The sequence below is a fragment of the Actinomyces oris genome (genome assembly GCF_006546825.1).
Taxonomy (GTDB): domain Bacteria; phylum Actinomycetota; class Actinomycetes; order Actinomycetales; family Actinomycetaceae; genus Actinomyces; species Actinomyces oris.
In genome coordinates this window covers 397310-421222 of sequence record NZ_VICC01000004.1, presented here as the reverse complement: position 1 = coordinate 421222, position 23913 = coordinate 397310, and the positions used below count along the sequence as shown (strand labels likewise).

The window sequence follows — 23913 nt, the reverse complement described above, 5'->3', positions numbered from 1 at the left end:
TGGATCCTAACAGGTGCGGTTGTGGAGCAATCACTTGGTTCTGCCGTTGATGGACATGAGGAGATCGCCGTTGACGGTCATTCCGTTCTCCGTGGTCGGGAACTGGTCGACCGCGGGATTGATCTCGACGACGGCGCTGCCGCCCTCGGTCAGCTCACTGGTGATCGTCACGGTGTACTTCTCGCCACCGCGCAGGACGAGTCCCTTGGCCGGGAACTCGTGCAGACCCTCGTGGAGGGAGTTCGCCGGCGCCGCGGTCTTGAAGACCCGGGCACCGGAGGCGTCCGTGACCTCGACGTTGACCACCGAGGAGTCGAGCCACTGGATGTCTCCGGCCAGGAAGGCGATATTGAGGGAGCTGACCTCCACGGTGGACGGCAGGGTGATGGTCTCGGAGACCCTGGCCCCATCGCCGAGGATGTTGACGCTCCCCGCCTGAGGGGTGTCGGTGACCGCCGAGTACGCCACAGGAGCAGCCGGCACGAAGTAGGGGAGCAGCACCAGCGCGCTGAACGCCGCCGGCATGGTCAGACGCGACCAGGCCGCGGAGCGTGGGACCCGCTCGCCCTGCCCCAGCTTCTCGACCATCTCGGTGCGCGGGAAGTTGATGAAGAGGAACGCCAGAGCGCAGGCGATCATGAAGCCGACGATGAAGGAGCCCTGCCGGCTGATTCCCATGACGTCGAGGAACTGCGCGGGGGTCTCATACCGGGGCTGCGCCGTTGGAGTCATCAGGTGAGGCAGGAGCAGCTGATCGAGGATCGACCGGTTGTACATGGAGAAACCGGTGAAGGTGTACATGAGGAACAACGCGGTTCCAACACCCACCTCAAGAGCAGAGTTGAGCAGCACGTGACGCGGGTTGAGGAAGATGATGAGCACCGCGAAGGGCGAGACCATGACGGCCCAGTAGGGGTTGAGCGGGACGACCGTGGCGAAGACGAGGTAGATGGCCATGCAGATGTAGACCGCGTCGGCCGCCAAGGCCTTCGTCCCCTGAGGGCGGCGCAGGTAGGCGAAGATGACGATCCCGACCATGAACACCACGAAGATCGGAATCATGCTGCTCTGCCACGGCACCCCCACGGCCGTGAGCCTCTGAAGCATGCTGCTCATGAATCCGCCGGTGGACGCCTTGTAGGCCACATTGCCGTGGTAGATGGCGCGGCACCCGACCAGACCGATGAGCCCGACAACGACCTGGAGGGCCACCACGCGCAGCCGCTTCTCCCTCAGCAGCAGGAGCGGCACGAAGATGAACAGGGCGAAGAGCTTGAGCGTGTTGGCGATCGCGAACCACAGCAGGAACCTGCCCAGCCGGCCGCGCAGGTAGGCGCGCAGTCCCAGCAGGATGAAGACGATCATGATGATGTCGTACTGGACGATGACGAAGACCGGGACGAACAACGTCATCGAGGACAGGAAGAAGAAGGCGACCCACTTGCTGCGCTGCCGGCTGACGCCGAGGTCGCGCGCGATATCCACCAGCACCTTGGCGGCGAGAAGCGCGGCCAGCACCATCATGGTCTTGAGCCACAGCTGTGCCGGCGTCGACAGCAGGTACTGGAAGCCGGTGATCCGGTAGATGATGTAGGTCGGCAGGTTCCACAGCCCGAAGAGCAGGTAGAGCGGAACGTCGTAGACCGCCGGGTGTCCGGTCGAGGTGTGCTCGATCGCGATCCGGTAGAAGTCGCTGATCCTCCCCTGAAGAACCGAGTCCAGGAAGTTGAAGGAGTGCTCGAAGGTGGCTCGCACGTCCCCGTAGAGGAAGAAGGCGTAGGCGCCGATCAGGATAATTCCCAGCAGTGCCCAGTCCACGAGGCCGGGACGCTCGGTACTGCTCCACCAGGAGCCCAAGCGGCTGTCCACCACGCGCTCGACCAGCCGGCGTCCCTGATCGCTCGTCGTCTCAGTGAGCGCGCGCATCCGCGTGGCGAGGCCGGCGGCGGAGCGGGTCTGCGGCGTGGAGTCGTGATCGGTTTTCTCGGCGTCGTTGTTCTTGACCTGACTCGTTTTGTTCTTCGCGGACTTACCGGACACGAGAGCCTGCCTGTTCATCGGGGTGGTGGACAGTGGTCGCCCCGCCGGAGGCGCCGAGACGCTCCAGGAGGGCTTTGCGGGAGATGAAGTTGTAGATGAGCACGATCGCCGTGGCGAGGATCTTCCCCAGGAAGGGGCTCATGCCGGCGAGGTCGGCGCAGACGTAGAGGATGAGTGTGTTCAAGCCCAGTGCGACGACGTTGAGCAGAACATACAGCGTGAATTCCTTGAGGACACTGACATTCTCCTGCGCCTCGAAGACGTAGCGCCTGGAGAGGATGTAGTTGAGGACCACTGAGGTGGAGAAGGATGTCGCACTGGCGATGAGGTGGGGTACGCCCAGCCCGTACAGCACGGTGAAGAGGCCGAAGTCAACGCTGAAGGAGATGCCGCCGACGACGAGGAATCGCCCGAACTGCGCAAGGAGGGGACGCAGTTTCTCCTGGAGGGTGCTCAAGAGGCGTTCCCGCCGGGGCGTTCCTGCGCGGAGGGACCCGCCTGCGACGACGCCGGGCCGCCTCCAAAGCTCGAAGGACCTTCGGAGGGCCCGAAGTTGAGGCGCTCACCGATGACCACGCGAGGCTTGCTGACGACGCGCCCGTTGATGCTGAGAATGTACTCGCCCAGGATTCCGATGAAGAACAACTGGATGGAGCCCAGGAAAAACAGGCCCACGGTGCGCGAGGCCTCTCCCACTGGATAGGCGTTCCAATCGATGAGCTTCTTGACCAGGACGAAGGTGGCCAGACCCAGGCAGATGATGCCGACGAAGGTGGCCACGAAGGTGGCCATGCGCATCAGCAGCTTGGTGGAGCTGGTGATGCCCTGCATGGCGAAGTCGTAGTTGCGCAGGAAGTTGAAGTTCGACTTTCCTCGGGAGGACTGGGCCTGATCGTACTGGACGATCTCGAGCCCGATCCCGTACTCGGCGACCACCGTCTTGAAGTAGGGCTGAATATCGCCGATCTGCCGCAGAACATCGATGAACTCGACGTCGTAGAGCCCGTATCCGGTGAAGCGCGCGATCTGAGGGGTGTCGGCGAACCAGTCGATGAGCTTGTAGTAGAGGTGACGGCATCCCGTCATGATGAAGCCCTCATCAGAGGATCTCCTCTGCCCGATGACGACCTTGGCTCCGGCCTCCCAGCGGGCCACGAACTCCGGGAGGTTCTCCGGAGGGTCCTGGAGGTCGCCGAAGAGCATGAAGGTCGCGTCCCCCGAGCCGTAGGTGAGCGCCGAGAAGACATTCCGGTGAAAACCGAAGTTACGGGCGTTGAAGACGGCCTTCACCCGCTTGTCTTCACCCGCCAGAGCGCGGATCGCATCGCGGGTGCCGTCCGTCGAGTAGTCATCGACGAAGATGATCTCGTAGTCGTACTGAGGAAGATGCGTGTGAAATACCGAGTTCAGTCGGTCATACATCAACCTGACGCTTTTTTCCTCATTGTAACTGGGGATGACGACGCTGATCTTCTTCATGGACAGGTCAAAGGTCCTCACGTGACTCATTGATCGAGGCAGGGGCTCCAACAGGGGCTCCAAGGGGCATACCCGACCATGCCGGCAGGAGGTGCGGGGAGCACCTCTCGTTATGCTAACACCTCGCTCAATCCCCCTTGTCTTCCTCCCGATGGCGGCCGACACCGCGCAGACGCCTGCCGGCACTCGTCGCGGCGCGCGCCAGGCCCGAGGCCCCACCGGTCAGGTAGCGGTAGGCGGGCTTGAGAGCACTGCCCATGTCGGGGTGGTGGACGTCAACGTAGGTGCGCACCCGGGCGCCGACTCCGGCCAGCGGTCCGAACCGGGCCTGGAGGAACCTGACCTGCTCATCGGTCTGGGCCGGAAGGTCCGCGGTGACGACTCGATGCTTGTAGGCCAGGGCCCCGTAGAGCCGCCCGGCCCAGACCGGAGTGAGCACCTCGCGGGGGTGGAAGCCGCTGGACATGGCCGCATAGACGGTCAGCAGCTCGAGCACCTCGGCGGCGCGGGCGCGTCTGAGGCGCTCGGCGGACTGCTCGGCTCCGGCGGCGGCCTGGTCGGTCAGCCGCACGAGCTCCTTGGCCCCTTCACTCAGGGTGCGCAGCGCTTCGGGGCGGGCCATGAACATCGCGCCGGGAGGAGCCACGGGGGCGAGCGGATCCAGCTCGGCGCTCAGACCGAGCCGCCGGGACAGGGCCTTGGCGGCGCCGGCCAGCCCGTCCCACGTGGGTCCTCCATGAGCCTGCCCGATGTGGCCGGCGGTGGGCATGGCCACGCCAAGGCCGGGGTGACGCACAAAGAGGTCGATGAGGCCGGCCGTGTACCCCGGCGAGTCCAGCAGGCAGTCGAGTGCCTGCCGGTGGGCGACGTCGTCGGCCCGCGTACCGGGGACGGGCGGGGGCCCCACGGTGATCCGCAGGACCAGGGGGCCACCGTCGCCGCCCTCGTCACCGTCGTCGCCGCGTCCGGGATCCCAGAGGTCGTCACACTGGGTGAGGAAGGCGGTCGTGCCCCGCGGGTCGAGGTCGCGCACCAAGCGGAAGGACACATCCCCTTCCCCGTGCGCTGCCTCCTGTGTGTCCTCCTGGCTGGGACGGCGGCCGGTGACCCGCTCCAGGTCGGCGGCATCCAGCCGTTCGGGCGAGGTGACTACGACCCGCCAGTGCGCCGGCAGGCTCGCCAGGCGCCGGGCCAGGCCATCGGCCTCGGCACGCTCGAGCGCCTCCCTCCCGGCCGGGACGTGGACGACGACGCAGCCCGTGGGCCGCCGCTCAGGCGAGCTCGTCTCGGCACCGGCCCCCGCGGCCCCGGGGACGCACCCGGTCACGACCTCGGTGAGGCCGGCATTGACGATGAGGTCGCGGGCGGCCGCGGTGTGGACGACGTCGGACAGGATGAGGTCCTCGCTGTAGCCGGCCCGGGCGGCGGCCTCCAGCAGCTCCCCGCCGACGACGGCCTGGCGGTCCTGGTGGAGCGGGTCGTGGAAGAGGGCGCGGCGCTTGAGCAGGGGGCAGCCGTCGGCCAGCAGCGCTGGGGCCTCCTCGATGGCCGGGTTCTCCGAGCGGTAGCGGTCCACGGGGAAGGCGACCTGCCAGGTGTGGCCGAGCTCGGCGAAGTGGCCGGTGAAGCGCGATTCGTGCCACTGGATGGAGTCGCGGTAGGAGGAGACCGGCGGCATCTGCTCCCAGTACTCCCGGAAGGCCGGGTCCGTCAGGAGCCTGCGGCGCACCGCGATCCAGTGGGACTGGAGGTGGCGGGGCAGCTCGCGCTGGGCGAGGAAGGGGTGGGGGCGCATGGTGGCGTGCTCGGTCATACCCCAGAAGGAGATATCGCCCCAGCCCGCGGCGCGGGTGAGGACCTCCTCCCAGGGCCGCAGCGGCGCGTAGTAGGTGTGGTTGGTCAGGATGAGCTCGTCGAAGTCGGCGAGCCGTTCCCAGCCCAGGTGCTCCAGGCCGGCTCGGTAGGCGCCGGCATCGAGCCCCTCATTGGGACGCGGAAGGATCTCATCACAGCAGGTCGCCAGGCGGGCGCGGTCGACCTCACTGATGGGTGAGTTGGAGACCAGCAGGATGTGGTTGGCGTGGGGCCGCAGGGAGCTGAGCGCGGCGACGACGTAGTCGCGGACCTGATGATGAGGATCGAAGTGGAAGTAGACGAGTCCTCGGTTCATGTGGAGGTCCTTCCCGGCAGGTGGTCGATGAAGGCGGCTGGTAAGGAAGCGGTGAGGCGGCCAGTGTCTCATGAGCTGTCTCATGCACTTCTGGCCGCCTCGCCGCTCCCCCGGTGCGGGATGTCAGCGGATGGTCACCTTCCCGTTGGGCGCCACGGAGATGCTGCCCTTCTCAAAGGTCTGGGTCGTGGTGCCGTCGGCCTGGCGCACTGCGCGCCCGGTGGGCAGCCCCACCTTAGAACGTTCCCAGCCGGCGGCGGCCCAGGCGTTGAGGATCGAGCCGTGGATGAAGCTGACCCGGCCCCCGGGGCGCCAGTAGGCGATGCCGCCTTCGAAGATCTGGTGACGGCTGCCGCCGACTCCCGCCACGCCACCACTGCGCGGGTAGCCCATGGACCCGGTCTGATAGCCGTAAGCGCCCCAGGCACTGAGCACCGGCTCACCCACGAACTGCGCACCAGTCGCCGGGCTCCAGTAAGCCACCCCGCGCTCGAAGCGCTGGAACACCCCACCCATGGTGGAGGCGGTCTCGTTGGAGGTGGGCAGCCCCAGCCAGGAGCGCTCCCAGCCGGCGGCGGCCCAGGCGTTGAGGATCGAGCCGTGGATGAAGCTGACCCGGCCCCCGGGGCGCCAGTAGGCGATGCCGCCTTCGAAGATCTGGTGACGGCTGCCGCCGACTCCTACCACGCCACCACTGCGCGGGTAGCCCATGGACCCGGTCTGATAGCCGTAAGCGCCCCAGGCACTGAGCACCGGCTCACCCACGAACTGCGCACCAGTCGCCGGGCTCCAGTAGCCCACCCCGTGCTCGAAGCTCTGGAACACCCCACCCTTGGTGGAGGCCTGGACGCCGGAGGTGGCCGCTCCGATCCAGCCGTTGACGCCCAGGGCGCTGCGCAGGGCGACGGCTCCCGGATGGTCCTGGGGGACGGTCGACGACGCACCACTGCTTCCCCCCTGCGGGGAGGAGCCCTGCGCCTTGGCGATGGCGCGGATGGTGCCGAGCTTGGAGTAGCCGACATTGCCGGGGCAGGTGGTGTAGCCGACGTCGCGGTGCCCGAGGATGCGGGGCATGGAGATGGTGGAGCCGGCCTGGTAGCGCTCGGTGGTCCACACGTGCAGGCCCGCCCAGCCGGTGACATCGGAGATGCCGGCTCGTTTGAGGAACCATCCGGCCATCTTGCCCACGGAGCTCAGCTGGGCGTCCGAGGGGGATACCGTGCTGTAGTCCCCCATCATGGAGATGCCCATGGTGCCGGTGTTGACGCCGCGGGCGTGCGCCCCGATGCTCATCCTGCCGGCCGGTGCCGCCACGGAGCCGGAGCGCCCCTCGAAGACGGTGCCGAACTTGTCGACGAGGAAGTTGTAGCCGATGTCGCCCCAGTCCAGGACGACCGCGTGGTAGTAGTAGATGCCCCGCACGATGGAGGCGGACTGGCCTGCTGAGTAGCTGTTGGTGCCTGCGGTGTGGTGGACGACGACGTGGCCGGCTCTCGCGTACTCGGGATCCCAGCTCATGTAGGAGGCATTGGCCCCCCACTCGGCCCGGGTGGTCACCGCAACCGGCAGGCCGTTGGCGGTCGTCGCAGCCGGCGCAACGACAGGCACAGTGGCTGGTGCCGTGGCTGGCGAAGCAACCGATGCTGCGGCCGGCTGGGCGACCGGCGCGGGGCTCGCGGACAGCGTCATGGCGGCCGGATCCACCTGAGTGCCCTGGTTCTCCATGGCGGAGGCATCCTCGATGACGGGGGTCGGTGCAGCCTCGGTGGTCTTGAGGTCGTCTGCACCGAGGACCTCCTCGCCCTGCGGGCGGGAGGGGACCATGGCCAGCTTGAGCCCGGCGGGAAGCGAGCTGCCGACGACGGAGGCCTGGATCGCGTCGGCCCCGCCGGTGACGAACTCCCCCGTGCCGGGGGTGGCGCGATCGTCGCGGCCGGAGTCGGCCGCCTCGCTCAGGTACCAGGGCGACCAGCTCCCGTTCTCCCGCACGCGCAGGTAGATGCGCACGCCGTCGGGCAGGTCGGCGCCGCCGGTCCAGGTGAAGCCGGCGACGAAGAAGCGGTCGACCTCGAGGGGGTCGGTGAGCAAGGCAGCGTCCGCCTGCGGGTCCGTGGCCGCCGGCAGGATCGACGGGGCCGGCGCGTCGGCTGCGCCCGTGGCCTGAGCGAGGGCGGGCACGGTGGCGGTTGCACCGCGCACCGTCGCCGGGCTCACCGAGGCGGCGTTATCGGAGCCACTGGCCTCCTCGGTCGACGGCCTTGGCGTCTGGGCGCCCGCCCCATCGCGCGACCCCGAGCCGGAGCCCTGCCCCGGCGAGGCCTGGACGTCGTCGAGCCCCGACTGCGCCACCTCGGTGGCCTGCCCGCTAGCGGTGGTCAGGTCGAGGATCTGCACCGGAGCGGGGGCCTCGCCCTGACCACCGGAGTCGCCGGCACCCGGAGCGGCACCGGCCACGGGGACCAGGCTGGACAGGAGCAGCGAGGTCAGGGCGATGAGCCCGGCAGAGCGGCACGCGTGTGCGCGGGCGCTGAGACCACCGGCATGGCCACTGAGGCGATGGCCGCCGCGGGGAGCGATGCGACCAAGTGCGCGAGGGACGTTCATGGGTTCCTTTGAGGTGATACCGACGGGCGTCCATCAGGCCTCACCATCACAACCGACGACGCGCTCCCTCGAGAGGCACGAAATCAAATTTCTGAGCAATTTCCAAGAGATTGTTGATAGTTTACTGAATGTCACGGAGGGTCCTTGACGGCGCAGGCTGCATCGGCACCCAAAATCCCGGAGACCACCGGCCCACCCCACACCTTTTCTTGAGGCTCCGCGGTTTTACCGGTTCACGGCACGTCTATTGCAATCTGGTCTCACCACCCCAGGACCCTCGGTCCGACTGCGCCGGCCCGAAAGTCGCGCTCTGCGGCCGCCCGTGAGCTCGAGCGCACTCCTGTGGCATGATGGCGTTGGCCATGATGGGCGCTCAGCGCCCGCAGTTCCCACGTATCGGAGCGAGTTCTATGCACGTCCTCATCACCGGAGGCGCCGGCTTCATCGGCGCCAACTTCGTCCACCAGACCCTGGTGCGCCACCCCGACGCCACCGTCACCGTCCTGGACAAGCTCACCTACGCCGGGAACAAGGGCTCACTGGCGGACCTGGGCGACCGCGTCACGCTCGTCGTCGGGGACATCGCCGACGCCGACGTCGTCGACCCGCTCGTCGCCCAGGCCGACGTCGTCGTCCACTTCGCGGCCGAGTCTCACAACGACAACTCGCTGCGCGACCCCTCCCCCTTCATCCAGACCAACCTCGTGGGCACCTTCACCCTCCTGGAGGCGGTGCGCCGCCACAAGGTGCGCTTCCACCACATCTCCACCGACGAGGTCTACGGGGACCTGGAGCTGGACGACCCGGCGAAGTTCGAGCCGACGACGCCCTACAACCCCTCCTCCCCCTACTCCTCATCCAAGGCCGGAAGCGACCTGCTCGTGCGCGCCTGGGTGCGCTCCTTCGGCGTGGAGGCCACCATCTCCAACTGCTCGAACAACTACGGGCCCTACCAGCACATCGAGAAGTTCATCCCGCGTCAGATCACCAACCTCATCGACGGCGTGCGCCCCAAGCTCTACGGCGCCGGCGAGAACGTCCGCGACTGGATCCACGTCCTGGACCACAACGACGCCGTGTGGGACATCATCGAGAAGGGCCGCATCGGCGAGACCTACCTCATCGGCGCCGACGGCGAGAAGAACAACAAGGAGGTCGTCGAGCTGATCCTGGAGCTCATGGGCCACGCTCCCGACGATTACGAGCACGTCGCCGACCGCCCCGGTCACGACATGCGCTACGCCATCGACAACTCCAAGCTGGTCGAGGAGCTCGGCTGGGCGCCGAAGTTCACCGACTTCCGCTCCGGTCTGCAGGCCACCATCGACTGGTACCGGGACAACGAGGCCTGGTGGCGCCCGCTCAAGGCTGAGGTCGAGGCCAAGTACGCCGCCCAGGGGCAGTGACCGGGCGGCGCAGCCATCGAGCCGCCATCGACAAGTCATGACGTGTGGGGTCCCCGCGGGGGCCCCACACGCGTTCCCGCAGAAGCCCTAGTTCTGACTCAGTGTGAGGAGAGCCCCATGATCCGTATTGTCGCCACGTTCCGCGTCCGTCCCGATGCCGTTGAGGAGTTCCGCGCCCTTGCCGGCGAACTCGTGGAGGCCTCACGGGCCGAAGATGGCAATCTCGCCTACGACCTGTGCGTGGCCAGGGACGATTCCGCTTCTTTCGTCGTGCTCGAGACCTGGCGCAACGACACCGCAATCGAGGCCCACAATGCCTCAGCACATTTCACCACCCTTGTGCCTCGGATGGTTGGCCTCTGCGTCGAGCCGCCGTCAGTGGTTCAGTACACCGAGGTCTGAGCGCACAACGCCAAGGCCGCCTCAGTCACAGGCGGTGATGCGCCACAGTGAGGTGCTGCCCTGGGAGTCGATGAGCTCGAGCCCCTCGCTGGGGATTCGGGTCAGCGGGGCGTCCCAGCGCAGGGGGGCTGCTCCTGCCACGGAGCCCGCGGCCGTGGCGTCCGAGCTGCTGTAGAAGTAGCGCACCCCCAGCCGGTTGAGGAGCGCGCAGGTCTGGGAGTCCTTCTGCCCCAGGGTGGGCCAGGCAGAGGGCAGGGTCGCACCCGGGGTTCCAGGTGCTGTCTGGTCACGCGTCGGGTAGACGACGTGGACCCCGCCCAAGGACCACAGGTGGGCGGCACCTCGCGATGGCGCTCCGAGGACGACCGCGTCCTGAGGCAGGACGCTCCTCGAGCGCTCAATGAGCGCCAGGGCGTCCTCGGTCAGCAAGGTCCCATACTTGATGCGCTGCGGGTCGTAGACGGAGGCGACGAGGTTGCGTTCCAGGGGGACCCGTGCCACCACCGGCAGAAGTACAAGTGCTGCCAGCATGGCCACCGCCGCACGCTGCGGCCGGGCCCCGCCAACCCGTGAGGCCAGTCGACGCAGCAGCCCCCACAGTCGTCGCCCAGGCCGCCCGGCCCCGGCCTGCACCATGAGGACGAGCGCCGGCAGGATGACAAGCGGAAGGATCCGGGCCTTCTGGAGGTACCAGGGCGCCCCGAGCTGACGGCCGGCCCACTGGGGTCCCCCCACGAGGACCACAAGCAGCAGCGACAGGAGCCACATGACGAGCCAGGGGCGCTGATCCCGGTGTACACGTGCCGACCATGCCGCCGCCAGGGTGAGTCCGCCGAACACGATCCCGACAGGCAGGGAGGCCCCCGGGTCCGCCCCATACATCGGCAGGTCGATGAGCGCCTGCCCCAGGGTCGCCACGATGCCGCCCACTCCCCCGGCCGGGCGCTGATAGCCCAGGACAGAGGCCAGGGAGGCGCGCATGACCCAGGCCCCCATGGCCAGGACCAGCACGGACGCGACCGCTCCGGCCACCAGGAGGGCGCGGCCGCCCCGCCTGGTGGCGCTGCGACGCCATCGGGAGACGAGGAGGTTGACCAAGAAGGGTGGGCTCAAGACGGCGAGGTTGAACAGGCCGGTGCCGTGCGCCGCCACCACGCCGCCGGCGGCGGCCATGGCGAGGAGGACCAGTACCAGACGCAGGCGCCACGAGACGGTTTCCTGACGCAGCAGGTCGTAGAGCACGAGGACGCCGGGAAGCCCCGCAACGCTCAGGGCGTAAGGCCACACTGCCAAGGCCGTCATGGGCAGCAGTGGGAAGCCCACCACTGCGGCGCTGAGCGCGAGCACAGCGGCGACCGCGCAGGTCCGTTGCCTGCGGCGGGCTCGGTCCGTCTCCGAGGCCCGGGCGGCGTCAAGACCTGTGGCCCGGGCGAGCAGCCCCAGCAGGCTCAGCGGCCAGACCACCGCGGTGAGGGCCAGCACCCCCGCGGTACTGACCGGGGCCGGGCTGCCCGGTGCCAGCGCCACCAGCCCGTGCCAGACCGTGGGGTAGTAGACGGCGCGGCCGGAGTAGAGGGCGGACAGGCCCCCCAGCATGGAGGCGTTGCCGCCCTCACGGATGGCCGCCACCGCGTTGAGGTGGAAGGTGGCGTCGAAGACCTGCGCCGGGTAGCCGGGCCCCGGCAGGACGGTCAGAATCACCCCGGCCGGCACGGCAACGGCCACGGTCAGGCCTGCAGCCAGGATCACCCACTCGGCCCGGCTCTGCGACGCCGCTCGTCGCGCACGCTCCGGCGGAGCACCGACGAGCAGCCGTGCCATCAACGCCACGACCGCCGTCAGGCCGGCGATCACCGCCCACCCCCAGGGGAGCCAGGGCAACGCGAGGGTGTGGGCGAGGATCTCCGCCGCCGCGATAATCGCCGAGCTGAGCGCGGGAGCCACCGCCAGCGACGGCAGTGCGGCAAGACGCGCCGAGCGTCCCACGATCCAGCCGGGCGCCAGGAGCAGCCCGGCCACGACGAGCGTGGCGGCCGTCAGAATCCAGCCGGAGTCTCCGGACAGCCCCGCCGCCACGCTCGCAGTCATTCCTCCTGCCGACCTCAGAGCGCCTGCGGGGTCACTCGCCTCCGCCGATGGTCAGGCGCGGCACACCGGTCCACTTGGCGGCGTCGGTGGCGCGGCGTCCGTCCAGCAGGAGGCGCAGCCCGGGCAGGTCGGCGGCGGAGAGCTCGCCGTACTCGGGGTGGTCGGCCTGGACGATGGCGACGTCGACCTGCTCCCCCAGGTGGTAGGGGGTCCAGCCGAAACCGGCCAGCTCCTCGTCGGTGTACATGGGGTCGTGGACGAAGACCTCGGCGCCGGCCTCGCGCAGGGCCTCGACGGTGGGGAAGACCCCGGAGAAGGCGGTCTCCTTGACCTTGCCGCGGTAGGAGGCCCCCAGCACGACGACGCGCAGGCCCTTGAGCGAGCCGAGCACCTCGGTGGCCCGACCCACCACGTAGGCGGGCATCGTGGCGTTGAAGGTGCGGGCGGTGCGCACCACGGAGGCGTCGGGGTCGGTGGACAGGTACAGGCGCGGGTAGACCGGGATGCAGTGCCCGCCCACCGCGATGCCGGGGCGGTGGATGTGGGAGTAGGGCTGGGAGTTGCAGGCCTCAATGACGCGCTCGATGTCGAAGCCGGCCTTGTCGGCGTAGACGGCGAACTGGTTGGCCAGGCCGATGTTGACGTCGCGGTAGGTGGTCTCGGCGAGCTTGGCCATCTCGGCGGCCTCGGCGGTGCCCATGTCCCACACGCCGTTGGGGCGGGGCAGGTCGTCGCGCTCGTCGAAGTCGAGGACGGACTCGTAGAAGGCGATACCGGCCTGGGTGCCGGCCTCGTCCAGACCGCCCACGAGCTTGGGGTAGCGGCGCAGGTCGGCGAAGACGCGGCCGGTGAGGACCCGCTCGGGGCTGAAGACGAGGTGGAAGTCGGTCCCCTCCTTCAGGCCGCTGATCTCCTCGATCATGGGCTTGAAGCGGCCCCGCAGCGTGCCGACGGGCAGGGTGGTCTCGTAGGAGATGAGGGTGTTGGGGGTCAGGTGGGCGGCCAGGGAGCGAGTGGCGTCGTCCATCCAGGCGAAGTCCGGCTCCCAGGTGGCGTCGTTGACGAAGAGCGGCACGACCAGGACGATGGCGTCGGCCTCGGGGATGGCCTCGGCGTAGTCGGTGGTGGCGCGCAGGGCGCCGTTGCCGGTGGCGGGGCTCAGGGCGGCGAGCTTCTCGGCCAGGTGGGCCTCGCCGGGGAAGGGCTCGGTTCCGGCGTTGACGGCCTCGACGACGGCGGGGTTGACGTCGACTCCGATGACCTCGTGGCCCTTGTCTGCGTACTGGACGGCCAGAGGCAGTCCGATCTTGCCCAGGGCGACGACGGCGATGCGCATACGGGTTGGTCCTTCCGACGGATCAGGCTGAGGCTCAGGTTGATGCTCAGGTGGCGGCTCGGATAGCAGCCCTCCGTATGATACGGCGCTTACCATGTCCACATGCACGACTTGGACCACACGGACCGCACGGACACGTCCCCTTCCGGATACCGCCTTCACCTGACGTCTCCGACGTGGACGAGTGGTCCCGCGGACACTGAGTCCTCAGCGCCCACAGCGCCCCAGTACCACCTGTGGCGACCGCTACCGCCCGGGTCCGGTGACCTGGAGTCCCTGCGGCGCGAGCAACCCGAGCGGCGCACGGGGGCCTGGACACTCATCGAGGCCGACGACGGCCTCGTGCGCCTGACCACGGACCGCACCCGTTCCCACCACCTGTTGTTCACCCGCGCGGGCGACACCTGGGTCATCAGCGACGACCCTGAGGAGCTGCGCCGACACGCCCCGGCCTGGGTGCGCGACGAGGAGGCCGCCGAGGTCTTCCTGCACGCTGGCTTCACACCGGGGACGCGGACACTGGCCCACGAGGTCTACGCCACTCCGGCCGGATCGGTGGTGGAGCTGCGCCCCGACGGCACCTGGAGCAGCCGCTCGTGGGAGACCTACCGGTACGCCGCTGACCCGATCACCTCCCCAGAGGAGTTCGCGGCCGTCTTCCGCAGCGCGCTCGACACCGCGGTCGAGCGCGTCCTTCAGGAGATCGACGGCCGCCAGATCCTCGTTCCCCTCTCCGGTGGGCTGGACTCCCGGCTGCTGGCCGTCTGGCTCAAGCGCCACGGGGCCCGCGACGTGGTGACCTTCACCTACGGGGTGCCGGGCAGCTCTGAGGTCGCCATCTCCCGGGGCGTGGCCGAGGCGCTCGAGTTGGACTGGTTCACGGTCGACCTGGACCCCGCCGAGGTGGCTCGCAGCTGGGCCGGGCCCGACGGCGTCGACTTCCAGAGGCGCACCTGGGGCCTGACCTCCCTGCCGCACGTCCAGGACTGGTACGCCCTGCTCCAGATGCGCCGCAAGGCCCTGATCGACACCAACGCGGTGTTCCTGCCCGGCCACACGATCGTCGGCAACATGCATGACGAGCACCTGCTCGAGGGCAGCCCCTCACGCAACGAGGTACTCACCACCGTGGCCCGCCACCACTCGCTGCTTCAGGGGGACCGCGATGCGTGGCGCCACCTGCCCCTGCTGCGCCGGGCCGTGGTGCAGGGAGCCCAGGAGGTCTCCTTCCCGACCAACCCGGGCGAGGACCTTCCTGGAGGCGGGCGCTGCGTCCAGGAGCTCCTGGAGTGGGTCAACCTCCAGGAACGTCAGGCCAAGTACATCAACGAGTCCTTCAAGGCCTACGAGGCCTTCGGATACGGCTGGGCGCTGCCGATGCTCGACACCGAGATGTGGCGCGCCTGGCTGCGGGGATCGGAGGAGCTGACCGCCACTCGCGACTGGTACGCGCAGTTCACGGCGGAGGTCTACGGCGAGGCGACGGGCACTGCCTCCCAGCTCTTCGAGGCGCCGGCCGCGCGGATCCCGGCTGGGCCGCGGCGAGCGCTCATGGCAGCACTGACCGCCACCGGCACCCGCACGGCGCTGTCCCGAGCGGTTTCCATGCGCACCATGCTGCGCCACCCCATGGCCTTCGAGGCCTTCAACGCCCCCATGCCCTACGCCGAGCAGATCCTGCGCATGGCCAGGGGAGCCACCTCAACGGGCCTGTGGACACAGCTGTTCCTGGACGGGACCTGGGGCGCCGAGCCCGTCGTCCCCATGAGCTGAGAGCTCTGAGAGCTCAAGTCCCCGATACGGGCGCTGTCAGAGCGTCAGCAGGCCGTCAGCCGCAGATGTCGATGCGCCACAGCGAGGCCGAGCCACCGGAGTCGACGAGGGTGAATCCGCTGGAGGTGTCGACCTTGTAGAGGCCGGGTCGGAACTTGCTGAGCCGGTTGCCGTTGAAGACGATGTCCTTGTCGGCGTAGAAGTAATGGATCCCGTGCCGCTGGAGGAGCTCGCACACGTGAGGGTCGGTGTGAATCCGGTTGAAATTCTCACGCAGGTAGATCCCGTCCTGATCGTCGGCGGCCTGACCGGGGAAAACCCACACGCTGCGCATACCAGTGAGGATGGGGATGTAGCCGGTCCCGGCCACCGGGTCGCCGATGACGACGGCGTTGTCCGGCAGCTCGTCAGGCAGCCGGCGGATCATGTCGAGCTCGGCCTTGTCCGCGATGAAGCGGGTGTCGCCGTGCACGGGAAGATATCCCTCGCGTACATCGGTGGCCACGGCCCGGCTCCCAATCAGCATGATGGGCAGGCACACGGCCAGGGCGGCGACGGCGGCCCCTGCCCTGAGTACCGCTGTGCTCACGGAGGCCAGGCCGATACGTCCGAGGGCTCCGCGCAGCGCGGAGCCGGCCCGCGCTCCCAGCGGGCTGAGCCACGTGCGCAACGCGTCCAGGGCGACGACGACGAGGAGCACCGCCAGGACGGCGGTCATCGCCTTGATGCGGTGGGGAACCCGGTAGAACAGGCCGGTGAACGCCGAGAGCACCGGGATGGGGGCAATGGCGGCCAGGATGAGGGACATGCTGAAGATCCAGGCCACGACGAGTTCCCAGTTGCGCCGCCGCCACAGGCAGATTGCGGCGCCCAGGAGGCTCAGGGCCGCCAACGGCATCTCGATCCACTCGATGGCCCAGCCGCCGAAGTAGTCCAGGGTGATGGGGATGAGGAGCTTGGTGGTCAGGTTGCTCCAGTCCAGCTCGGTGTACCTGCCGAAATGGTGCTGCTGGGGACCGGGCAGCACGACGAAGGCGACGAACGCGACCACCGCCAGGAGGGCGCCGATCCACCAGGCCGCGGCCTGAGCGCGTCGCTCGGTGCGCCAGCTCCTGATCCCCGAGTGCACTGCCTGGCACAGGAGGATGCCGAACAGCGGCCACAGGAGCATCGCCGCCGCTGAGGTGTGGATGAGGCAGGACCCGACGAAGAAGGGGATGATGGCGCTCAACGCCATGGCGACACGCGCCCGTGCGCCCCAAACCGACGTGTTCTGCTCCCGGGCGGCCACCACCATGAGGGTGCGGGCACGGCGCCAGCACTCGATCGACATGGCGATAACGGCCGGGCAGGTGGCCACCGCCATGCAGTAGGGCCACAGCGCCGCACCGTAGGTGAGCCGCCAGGGGAAGACCGGAGCCAGGAGCGAGGCGGCCAGCGCCAGGTAGGGGGCGTGTCGGACCTTGGGCAGGGCGGTACGAGCCAGGTAGACCAGGCCGAGGTACCACACCAGCGCCACGGCCAGCAGCAGGACGTTGTTGGCGATGAGCGTCTCGCGCCAGCTCCACGCTCCCAGGCTGGCGACCTGGTGCCACACGATCGGGTAGAAGCCCGCGTGGCTCGTGAGCCCGAACATGCCGGCGTTCGGGTTGAACATCGAGGCGTAGTCCTCGCGCTCGATGATGGCGACCTGCATGTAGTGGTAGAGGGCGTCGCCGCTCTGGGAGACCGCGTTGGGCGGGATCGTGAGGATGACGGGCAGCGCGGTGACGGCCCAGAACACCAGGACCGTCAGGAAGAGCCTGCGCTCGGCGCGTCCGCCGTCGGTGCGCATGGTCATGCCCTCCCGCTGGTCCTCGGGCATGAGGAGGATCCCCGGGTCCCAGCGGTCGATGAGGCGCTTCGCCGTGGTGGCGGCAAGGGCCAGGAGCGCGGTCGTCACCATGACGGGGATCCAGCCCCAGGGCTTGCCGACGGCGGCCTGGAAGAGCCCGTCGGCCGTCAGGATGAGGGCACTGATAGTCGGGGCCAGCGCGACGGGACGGATCCCTCTCATTCCGGCGGCGCGCAGCACGAGCCACCCGACCCCGAAGAGCGCAGACAGAAGCAGGACCGCGGTTGGCAGGGTGTTGAACCAGTCGACCAGGCTATTGGTCACCAACGTTGCGCCTCACTCACTCGACGTACCTCATGGCCCCCAGCACTCTCCTCGCTGCTGTCACCGGCTCTGCCGGCGGCCTCCTGCACGACACGGGCGGCGGACTGCCCCGTGGCACGCAGCGAGCGATGGTCCTCGACCCAGTCGTGGAAGCGCTGCGCCGTGGCGGGCCGCGTACCCGAGGCGATCTCGGCGTCGTAGGTGTCCAGCGCCGTGCGCATGGCCTCGGCGACCGCCGCCGCGTCGTGCTCGGCCGCCCATCCCAGGTCGAAGTCGCGCACGTCCGCGGACACCGGCCCGCGACCGGCGAAGAGCACCGGTGTGCCGCATCCCAGGGCGGAGAGGACTTTGGTGGGGTAGGCGAAGTCGTAGCCCTGCCCGGGCTTGATGGACACCAGGGCCGCTGCGGCGCCCCGCTGCCACACGGCGGCCTCGGCCGCAGGCACGGCCTGGTGCATGATGACGGCCGGGGCGCCGTCGGGGCCCGCGGGCAGCTGGGAGGCGGCTTGGGTGATCTCCTGCCAGGCCGTTCCCCGGCCCAGGAAGAGCAGCTGGGCCTTCGGGTGGGTGCGCCGCACCTGGGCCAGGGCGTGGACGAAGACGTCGGCGCCCTGCCACTCCGAGGCCGTTCCGGCGTAGACGAAGTACGGCCCGCTCAGCCCGATCCGCGCACGGTCCGGCTCGGAGGGGGTCGGCCCGTGGGCGTCGAAGACAGCGGTGTCGATCCCGTTGGGCACGACCCGTATCCGCTGTGCCCAGGACTCGTCGTCCGATGCCGCGTTCACGAGCTCGGCGACGGACTGGGCGACTCCGTCATTGACGGCGATGACCCGAGCCGCCCCGCCGACGGCGAAGGCCTCGAGCTTCTCGACGGCCCGCACGACGATGTCGGCCGCTCCGGTGGAGGCCGTTGCCGCCGACCAGACGTCCGCGGCGTACCACACGTAGGGAATCGCGCGCAGGGCCGCCACGACCCGTACGACCGCGCCGGTCGTCGGGGGCGGCTCCACGAGGATCGCCTCCGGCCGACGGGCCACCAGCAGCCTGAGAGCCAGGGGCAGATCGAAGGACAGGTAGGGCACGTAGCCGCGCAGGTAGCCCGAGGAGTCCCGCAGGACCGGCCAGCGCGAGACCTGGACCCCCTCAGGATCGGGCTCGCCCTGCGGCGCGTCGGCCGGGGCCCGGCTGGTGAGGACCCGCACCGCCGTCCCGTCGGCCACAAGCGCCTTCTCCACGCTGTCGAGCCGGAAGGAGGCGGCTGCGGCCTCGGGCAGGTGGATGCGGGTGGCCAGCAGGACGCCGTCGGCTCGACCGGAACGGGCGCACCGACGCGACGTCACCGCCGTCGCCAGCGCGGCCGCGGCGCCGCCGAGGACCAGAGCGCCCAGCGACGCCTTGACGAAGCCCCGTGCGCTCATCGGTTCCCTCCTGCTCGCAGCGTGCGGGCCTGGGCCAGTGCGCCGGCCCGAACCGCCTGCATGTCCTGGGCGACCGTGCGCGCCCGACTGAGCCAGGTGTGCTCCTGGCGGGCCTGCCGGGCCCGGCCGGCGGCCTCGGCGACCTCCTGGGGGTGCTGGAGGAGCCTGCGCAGCAGCCCGGAGAGCACTGCGGCGTCGTAGGGAAGGGTCCAGCCGGCGCCGGCGGCGCCCACGACCTCGGCGGCCAGGGTCCCCTGGGAGGCGATGACCGGCTTGCCGCGTCCGAGGTACTCGTAGAGCTTGACCGGGGAGGCGAACTCCCGATACGGGTCCGGCTCGACGAACAGGACGCACAGGTCGGCGCGCTCGTAGAGGGCGGTGAGCTCCTCCCCGGAACGGTGCACGACCTCGATCCGGCCGCCGGCGGCCTCCACCAGGTCGGCGTACTGGTCGCCGGCCGCCTCCCACTGGTCGGGGCGGGTGCAGATGGTCAGGCTGGTGCCGGGCACGTCGACGACGGCGCGCAGGCACTCCTGGAGCCGGTAGTGGCCGCCCAGCCCGCCGATGTAGAGCAGGTGGAGCTCGCCGTCGGGGCGGGAGGAGGGCGCCTCGTCAACGATCTCGCAGCCCGGGGGCAGCGGGGCCATGCGCTCCTCGGGGAACCCGGGGACGTGGGCGCCCATGCGCATCGAGGGCAGGTAGAGGCGGTCGATGTAGCGCGAGTACCAGGCCAGGTCATAGCGGTAGACGCATCCCATGGCCGTGGCCAGCGCGGCCCCGACCCTCTCGCGGTAGTCGGGGAAGGCCCAGTAGATGTCCCGGTAGAACAGGGACGTGGGTACGCCATGCCGGTGCATCAGCCCCATGAGCGCCGGGTCGACGAAGGGGTGGGGCGGGAGGTGGCGCGGCTCAGTCAGCATGGTGGGGATGGTCGCGCACTCGGAGTAGAGGAACTCGATGCGCTCCCCACCCTGGAGGCGGTCCCTCAGAGCGCGCAGGCGACGCGATCTCTCCCGGGCCGAGCCGGTCACGTCCAGCACGGTGTAACCGAGCTCCCGGAAGGCATCGAGCATGCGCACAGGCCGGATACCGGAAGCCGACGACGCCTCCCGATCCAGGGGGAAAGGGGCGTGGTAGACGATCGCAGCCATACGGTGCCTCGCCTCCTTTAGGGGGTATCTCAGGAACCAGGCGCGGCCGCACCAGGCAGACAGACTCGAGCGCGAATGATAGTACCATCGGCCGATCACAGTTATGACACGACGTCGGAGGTCCGGTACCTCGCGGTGGAGCTCAGCAGCCGGGGGCGGCCTCCGTGGAAGTACCGCCTTTTCAGCGCCGCCCCAACGATGTTCACGACCGTTCGAAAAGGCCTCCGCGTCCTTGACTCCCTGGCGCTCGATGGCACTGGAGCCCGTGCAGTCACGGTAGAGTCTCAACCATGCGTGTCATGTCAGTGGTGGGCGCCCGGCCCCAGTTCGTCAAGCTAGCCCCGATCGACGCCGCTTTCCGTGAGGCCGGCATCGACCATGTGATTGTTCACACCGGGCAGCACTACGACCCGATGCTCTCCGATGTCTTCTTCAGCGACCTGGGGATCTCGGCCCCGGACGTCCACCTCGGGGTCGGCTCGGGGTCGCACGGGGTGCAGACCGGCACGATGCTCGCGGCCATGGACGAGACCATCGAGACCCATCGCCCCGACTGGGTCCTGGTCTACGGGGACACGAACTCCACGCTGGCCGGGGCGCTGTCCGCCGTCAAGCTCCACGTGCCCATCGCCCACCTGGAGGCGGGCCTGCGCTCCTTCAACCGGGCCATGCCCGAGGAGATCAACCGGATCCTGACCGATCACGCCGCCGACCTGCTGCTGGCACCGACCGAGGTGGGGGCCGCCCACCTGGCGGACGAGGGCCTGGCAGAGCGCACCGTCGTCGTGGGCGACGTGATGACCGACATCCTGTTCTCGGTGCGCGACTCCGTCATCGATACCCCCTCCCCCGTCATGACCGAGCTGGACCTGCCCGAGGGCGGCTACTCGCTGGCCACCATCCACCGGGCGGAGAACACCGACGACCCCGAGCGCCTGCGCTCCATCCTGGAGTCGCTGGCGGCGGTCGATCACCCGGTGGTGCTCCTGGCCCACCCGCGCCTGGTGGCCAAGTGCGCCGAGCACGGCATCACCCTGGAGGACTCGGGTAACCTGCGGATGCACCCGCCCCTGGCCTACCCCGAGCTCGTCGCCTCGACCCTGCACGCCCGCGGCGTGGTCACCGACTCCGGCGGCCTGCAGAAGGAGGCCTTCCTCCTGCGGGCGCCGTGCACCACGGTGCGTCCCCAGACCGAGTGGGTCGAGACCGTCAACCTGGGCTGGAACGTCCTGGTCGAGCCCGGTCAGGCCCTGGTCGACGCCGCCTCCCGTACCCGGCCGACCGAGCCCGCCGACGCCGATGCCCACCCCTACGGGGACGGCAACGCCGCGGCCCGAGTGGTCCAGGCCCTCACTGAGCACCTGCCCGGCTGATCGCCCGCACTGGCTCCCTGGGCAGCATCATGCGCGTCACCATCGTCACCACCTGGTTCCCCACGCACCGCTCACCGGGTCTGGGGGTCTTCGTGGCACGCCACGCCGCCTCCATGGCGGCGGCCGGCCACGATATTCGCGTCGTCCACCTCGCCTCGGCCTCCGTCGACGACGGGGTGCGCCGCGACCGGGTGATGGGGCTGCCCGTCGTGCGCCTGCCCATGTCGCTGTCGCGGCCCCACGAGGTGCTCGCGGCCAGGCGGGAGCTGACAGCGCTGACTCGGGACAGTGACGTCGTCCACACCCACGCGGTCTCCACCCTCCTGCCCTACTCCCTGAGTCGACCCCGTCAGCCGTGGCTCCACACGGAGCACTGGTCGGGGATCGCCCAGCGCGGCGCCGAGCTCGGCTCCCTGGCGCGGGCGGGGGCTCAGGTGGTCCTGCGCCTGGAGCGCCGGCCCGACGTCGTCACCACCGTCTCCGACCAGCTCGCCACCGACCTGCGGGCCTACCGCCCCGAGGGTGAGATCCTGACGGTCCCCAATGAGGTCACCATGCCTGAGGAGCCGGCGCCGCGCCGCAGCGTTGAGCTGGGGCGTGACACGCTGCGGATCGTCGGTATCGGGGGGCTCATCGAGCGCAAGCGGCCGGACCTGGCGGTTGAGGCGGTCGCGGCGCTGGCACAGCAGGGGGTTCCGGCCCGGTTGACCTGGGTGGGTGGCGGGCCCCTGGCCGATCGCTGCACGGATCTCGCGGCCGCCCTGGGCGTCGACCTGGAGCTGACCGGTCAGCTGCCGGGCGATCAGGTGCAGCAGGTCCTGGCCGACAACGACCTCTTCCTCGTACCCACGCTCGCCGAGACCTTCTTCCTGGGTGCCGCCGAGGCCGTTGCCGCCGGCCGGCCAGTGGTCACCAGTGACCGGGGGGCGCACACCAGCTTCCTGGATTCCTCTGTGAGCGAGATCGTCTCTCAGGACGACCCCGCCGCGTGGGCCAGGGCCGTCGTCGACGTCATGGGACGGTGCACGGACCTCACGGCGCGCGACATCCAGGACAGGCTGCCGCGGGCCTTCTCCCCCAGTCAGGTGGCGCACTCCTACGGCCGCGCCTACGAGGCCGCCATCGCCCAGTACTCGACATCCTACTGATCCTCGGGCGTGCCGGCTGCGTCCCCGGAGTCGTCAGCGGCTTCGTAGTGGCCCTCGTCGGCCTCACTGGCGGGGGGCCTGGCGTCGAAGCGGCGGGCGGCGGCATCGGCCATGAGGATCTGCACCACCAGGATGAGGCACATGAGGGCGCCCAGGACGTAGGTGGTCGTCAGCAGCGAGTACGGGCTGAACCAGAGCCAGGCCAGGGGGACGGCGGCGTAGACCACCGAGAACAGGAGTAGCCAGTCCTGGTTCTCGGTGACGACGAAGAGAGTCGACAGCGGGGAGGTGACCAGGAGGATGAACAGCCAGGGGGTCAGGGCCCTGGCGAAGCTGCCGGCCTCGGTCCAGCTGCTGCCGAAGAGCAGGGGGAAGAGCCAGGGCGACACGATGTAGAGCAGGACGAACGGCGCGGTCCCGATGATGAGGACCCGCTTGATGACCTGGCGGACCAGGGGGCGCATCTGTCCGGGACGCAGGGTGGCGAGCTTGTGGAAGAAGACCTGCCCCACGGCGGCGTTGATGAGAGCCAGCGGAACCTCCAGGCAGCGCCAGGCCAGGTTGAACTGCCCCAGGCTGGCCACCGAGTAGGAGCCCACGAGCAGGTTGATGCCGTTGAGCCGCACGGCGTCGACGAAGGCGTTGAGGCCGTTGAGCAGGGGCATGCGCCGGTAGCGGCGGGCCACCTGCCACAGGGTGGGCGCCTCCGGCGGCAGCGGCCGGTGCAGGGGCTTGGCCTTGCGCCCCAGGTTGACGAAGGCCCAGGCCTGCCCGATCGTCTGACCGATCAGCAGGCCTCCGACGCTGACCATCCCCGCCGCCCCCAGGACGAGCTGGCCGAGGGACTGCCCGACCTGCTGCTCGACCCGGTTGATCGAGATCGTCCGGTAGTCCGACTGGCGGTTGTACCAGTACTGGAGGAGCTGGACCGTGGACAGCAGCAGCGTGGTCACGCCCAGCAGCGGCATCCAGACGGCGATATCCGCCCCCCAGTACCGGGTGACCAGCGGCTTGAGGAGGAAGGCCACGACGCTGGAGACGACCGAGACCACCACGATGCACACCATTCCCAGGCGGGCGCAGGCCAGGGCCCAGGCGTCCTTCTTGGGGAGCATGATCGTCATGTCGTAGCGCAGGGCCGCCACGGCCGTGATGATCGAGACGACCGAGGTGTAGCGCGCCAGCTGGCCGAGGTCCGCGTCGGAGAAGATGCGGGTGAGGATCATCGTCATGCCGAAGACGATGGCCTGGGCGGTGGCCGTGCCGCTGACCAGGGTCAGGACGTGGCGCAGGAACGGGGAGGACTCCATGACCGAGCGGACCCGGGCGAGTACTCCCGCCACGGGGCCGCTCGGTGCGGCTGAGCG

Annotated in this window: 16 protein-coding genes; 5 read left to right on the top strand and 11 right to left on the bottom strand. The window is 69.4% G+C overall.

Features of this window, described 5'->3' with window-relative positions; all coding sequences use genetic code 11:
* Nucleotides 1-30: 30 nt before the first annotated feature.
* From FK267_RS06090 to FK267_RS06070, 5 genes are all read right to left on the bottom strand, one after another.
* Nucleotides 31-2040: a hypothetical protein gene (locus FK267_RS06090; RefSeq protein ID WP_075378557.1), complete on the bottom strand. Its 2010-nt coding sequence runs from the start codon at nt 2038-2040 to the stop codon at nt 31-33.
* Nucleotides 2030-2497, bottom strand: coding sequence for a GtrA family protein (locus FK267_RS06085; protein WP_075374382.1), 468 nt, complete (start codon nt 2495-2497; stop codon nt 2030-2032). The genes FK267_RS06090 and FK267_RS06085 overlap by 11 nt, the downstream gene beginning before the upstream one ends.
* The gene (locus FK267_RS06080) at nt 2494-3549 is read right to left on the bottom strand and encodes a glycosyltransferase family 2 protein (protein WP_020991747.1); all 1056 of its coding nucleotides are present in this window, start codon (nt 3547-3549) and stop codon (nt 2494-2496) included. Before FK267_RS06080 ends, FK267_RS06085 begins: the two co-directional genes overlap by 4 nt.
* 97 nt (nt 3550-3646) lie before the next feature.
* Nucleotides 3647-5689, bottom strand: a complete 2043-nt coding sequence (locus tag FK267_RS06075) for a rhamnan synthesis F family protein (RefSeq protein WP_141406610.1) — start codon at nt 5687-5689, stop codon at nt 3647-3649.
* A gap of 123 nt (nt 5690-5812) precedes the next feature.
* Nucleotides 5813-8293: an N-acetylmuramoyl-L-alanine amidase gene (locus FK267_RS06070; protein WP_141406609.1), complete on the bottom strand. Its 2481-nt coding sequence runs from the start codon at nt 8291-8293 to the stop codon at nt 5813-5815.
* A gap of 410 nt (nt 8294-8703) precedes the next feature.
* Between FK267_RS06070 and rfbB the strand changes: the two genes are divergently transcribed.
* Nucleotides 8704-9699 (top strand): dTDP-glucose 4,6-dehydratase, encoded by a 996-nt coding sequence (rfbB, locus tag FK267_RS06065; RefSeq protein ID WP_141406676.1) that lies wholly within the window; start codon nt 8704-8706, stop codon nt 9697-9699.
* A gap of 117 nt (nt 9700-9816) precedes the next feature.
* Nucleotides 9817-10101, top strand: a complete 285-nt coding sequence (locus FK267_RS06060; protein ID WP_141406608.1) for a putative quinol monooxygenase — start codon at nt 9817-9819, stop codon at nt 10099-10101.
* Between the two features lie 21 nt (nt 10102-10122).
* On the opposite strand, the gene FK267_RS06055 is transcribed toward FK267_RS06060, so the two are convergent.
* Both FK267_RS06055 and FK267_RS06050 read right to left on the bottom strand, forming a co-directional pair.
* Nucleotides 10123-12189 carry a DUF6541 family protein gene (locus tag FK267_RS06055; protein ID WP_141406607.1) on the bottom strand — a complete coding sequence of 689 codons (2067 nt, stop codon included), beginning with the start codon at nt 12187-12189 and terminating at the stop codon, nt 10123-10125.
* Between the two features lie 31 nt (nt 12190-12220).
* Nucleotides 12221-13525 carry a nucleotide sugar dehydrogenase gene (locus tag FK267_RS06050; protein WP_141406606.1) on the bottom strand — a complete coding sequence of 435 codons (1305 nt, stop codon included), beginning with the start codon at nt 13523-13525 and terminating at the stop codon, nt 12221-12223.
* Nucleotides 13526-13627: 102 nt separating this feature from the next.
* Between FK267_RS06050 and FK267_RS06045 the strand changes: the two genes are divergently transcribed.
* Entirely contained in the window at nt 13628-15298 is a 1671-nt protein-coding gene (locus tag FK267_RS06045; protein WP_232622537.1) for an asparagine synthase-related protein, read from the top strand.
* 55 nt (nt 15299-15353) lie between these two features.
* On the opposite strand, the gene FK267_RS06040 is transcribed toward FK267_RS06045, so the two are convergent.
* The 3 genes from FK267_RS06040 to FK267_RS06030 are packed head-to-tail and all read right to left on the bottom strand — an operon-like array spanning nt 15354 to nt 20025.
* A complete protein-coding gene (locus FK267_RS06040; protein ID WP_141406605.1) occupies nt 15354-17456 on the bottom strand; it encodes a DUF6541 family protein in 2103 nt (700 codons plus the stop codon).
* Complete coding sequence (locus tag FK267_RS06035; RefSeq protein ID WP_075378551.1) at nt 17453-18874, bottom strand: glycosyltransferase; 1422 nt, start codon at nt 18872-18874, stop codon at nt 17453-17455. The genes FK267_RS06040 and FK267_RS06035 overlap by 4 nt, the downstream gene beginning before the upstream one ends.
* On the bottom strand, nt 18871-20025 hold the full coding sequence (locus FK267_RS06030) for a glycosyltransferase (protein WP_075378550.1): 1155 nt from the start codon (nt 20023-20025) through the stop codon (nt 18871-18873). The genes FK267_RS06035 and FK267_RS06030 overlap by 4 nt, the downstream gene beginning before the upstream one ends.
* A gap of 290 nt (nt 20026-20315) precedes the next feature.
* Between FK267_RS06030 and wecB the strand changes: the two genes are divergently transcribed.
* A complete protein-coding gene (wecB, locus tag FK267_RS06025) occupies nt 20316-21398 on the top strand; it encodes a non-hydrolyzing UDP-N-acetylglucosamine 2-epimerase (protein WP_075378549.1) in 1083 nt (360 codons plus the stop codon).
* Between the two features lie 29 nt (nt 21399-21427).
* Complete coding sequence (locus tag FK267_RS06020) at nt 21428-22546, top strand: glycosyltransferase family 4 protein (protein ID WP_075378548.1); 1119 nt, start codon at nt 21428-21430, stop codon at nt 22544-22546.
* Here the strand turns inward: FK267_RS06020 and FK267_RS06015 are convergent.
* Entirely contained in the window at nt 22540-23889 is a 1350-nt protein-coding gene (locus tag FK267_RS06015) for a lipopolysaccharide biosynthesis protein (RefSeq protein WP_075378547.1), read from the bottom strand. The genes FK267_RS06020 and FK267_RS06015 overlap by 7 nt on opposite strands.
* Nucleotides 23890-23913: the final 24 nt, after the last annotated feature.